Consider the following 2,043-nt stretch of genomic DNA (forward strand, 5'->3'; position numbering starts at 1 on the left):
TTTACCTGTCACTTCCCCAATCAGCGTGTCGTCGTGCCTAAAGATTAAGCCTTATAAGCATCTCGTTGTTTCAGCCAATACACAACGCCACCACATACTGCGGCTGGCAGTACTACTAAATTGATGATTGGAACGAGGGTTAAGCCAAAAGTGCATAAGCCGAAGCCCAATGCGCTGGCTCGGTCTTTTGCTAGGAATTTTCGTAAGTCTGGAAATGACATGCGATTGTTGTCGGCAGGGTAATCCACATATTGAATCGCCATCATCCAACCTGAAAACACAATCCAAATAATGGCTACTAAGGCATTTACTCCCGGAATAAGTCCGAGAAAAAACAAAGCTGCGACGCGCGGTAAATAATAAGCCAGCTTTCTCAGTTCTCTAAATATCGTTCTGGGGATCAGTGCCAGAAGCTCTTTTGCGGTAAATGGACTCTCGTCTTTTTTACCCGCTAATTTGTTTTCAACAACTTCAGCTAGAAAGCCATAGAAGGGCGCACCGATTAAGTTAGCGGTCGAAACAAAGGCGTAAAAAATTAATAAGATCATCGCGATAAAGTAGATGAGCCAAAATGCCCATTCGAGAAAACCTAACCACTCAGGTATCCATGACATTAAGTAAGTCATGCCTTCGTTGTAGAGCGCTTTTGCCCATACAAATAACAGTGAGAAAAGAATGATATTGGCGATGATGGGCACGGCTAAAAACCATCTGAAGCCGGGCGAGCAGACGATTTTGAATCCTTCAAAAAGATAACTTGTGCCCGCAAAGAATCGGTTGATCATTGAATATTTTCCGTATCTGCAATTTGTTTGAGTTTGTATAATACCGCTTTCGTTAACTGTTTGGTGAGCTGCTTTGGACAAAGCTGAAACGCTTTATGCGGATGACACGCTGATTATTGCGAATAAACCTTCGGGTCTACTCAGTGTTCCTGGGCGTGGACCAGATAAGCAAGATTGTTTAGTGCGACGCATTCAGCAAGATCATCCAACTGCACGTATTGTGCATCGGCTTGATTGCGCAACGTCAGGCTTAATGGTGCTCGCGCAAACGGCTGATGCGCATCGTGAGCTCAGCAGGCAGTTTCATGATCGCGAGGTCGATAAAGCCTACGTTGCCCTTGTTTTTGGTCAGCTAGAGGAAGACCAAGGTAAGGTGACATTACCCTTGATGACAGACTGGCCAAACAGACCGAAGCAAATGGTGAGCGAAGAGGGAAAAGCTGCGCACACGGATTACCAGGTACTAGAGCGTTTAAACGATAGAACGCGCGTGCGGCTCACGCCTGTCACGGGGCGTACCCATCAGTTACGTGTCCACATGATGTCACTGGGGAATCCAATTTTAGGTGATAACTTGTATGCAACGGGATCGGCTTTAGCTGCAAGCACTAGATTGATGTTGCATGCTTGGAAGCTTGGAATCACGCACCCCGAGACAAGGGAGCGTCTGACATTTTCGCCTGAACCACCATTTTGAATGATGTGTCCATTGGTATCCCGAGGTGAGGACAGTATAGAACAGCACATGAGAAGACAGCGAAGGGTTGGTTATTCTAATCCGTAAATTCTCACCTGATTAAATTCTTCAAACTCATTGAGATCTGGCCACGTACGCGCTTCGTGGGTTTCCAATAACTCGAATTTGTCACTAGGGAGTATTTTCATACGCGAATCCGCGAGCAGTACTTCTTTACTCGTCTCACACCATTGGTCCAATAAGTTATGATTGTCTCGGTCATAAAGCACATCGGCTGCCGTTAGTAAGTCGATATCATCGACTTCATCCAAATCCTTGATACATTCGACACGAACCTTATTGTGCTCGGCGTTCACGAGAACCGCATTGAGCGCTTCGTCATCAATATCACAAGCAAAAACATCTTTTGCTCCAGCTAGCGCCGCAGCGATTGCTACGACACCTGACCCACTCCCAATATCAACAACGCGTTTACCTTGAACAGACTTTGGGTTCTTATGAATATAACTTGCAAGAACTTGTCCGCTTGCCCAACAGAACGACCAGTATGCGGGTTCGGCG

3 protein-coding genes are annotated in these 2,043 nt (G+C 46.1%); 1 reads left to right on the top strand and 2 read right to left on the bottom strand.

Going from position 1 to position 2,043, the window contains the following annotated elements:
* Nucleotides 1-44: 44 nt before the first annotated feature.
* Nucleotides 45-785 (bottom strand): sulfate transporter CysZ, encoded by a 741-nt coding sequence (gene cysZ, locus A3739_RS11615; protein ID WP_068482225.1) that lies wholly within the window; start codon nt 783-785, stop codon nt 45-47.
* A gap of 73 nt (nt 786-858) precedes the next feature.
* Between cysZ and A3739_RS11620 the strand changes: the two genes are divergently transcribed.
* A complete protein-coding gene (locus A3739_RS11620) occupies nt 859-1,482 on the top strand; it encodes an RluA family pseudouridine synthase (RefSeq protein ID WP_068501467.1) in 624 nt (207 codons plus the stop codon).
* A gap of 71 nt (nt 1,483-1,553) precedes the next feature.
* Here A3739_RS11620 and A3739_RS11625 read toward each other — a convergent pair.
* A partial coding sequence (locus tag A3739_RS11625) for a methyltransferase (RefSeq protein WP_156502551.1) occupies nt 1,554-2,043 on the bottom strand: 490 nt, incomplete at its 5' end.

Source organism: Oleiphilus sp. HI0067, assembly GCF_001635735.1.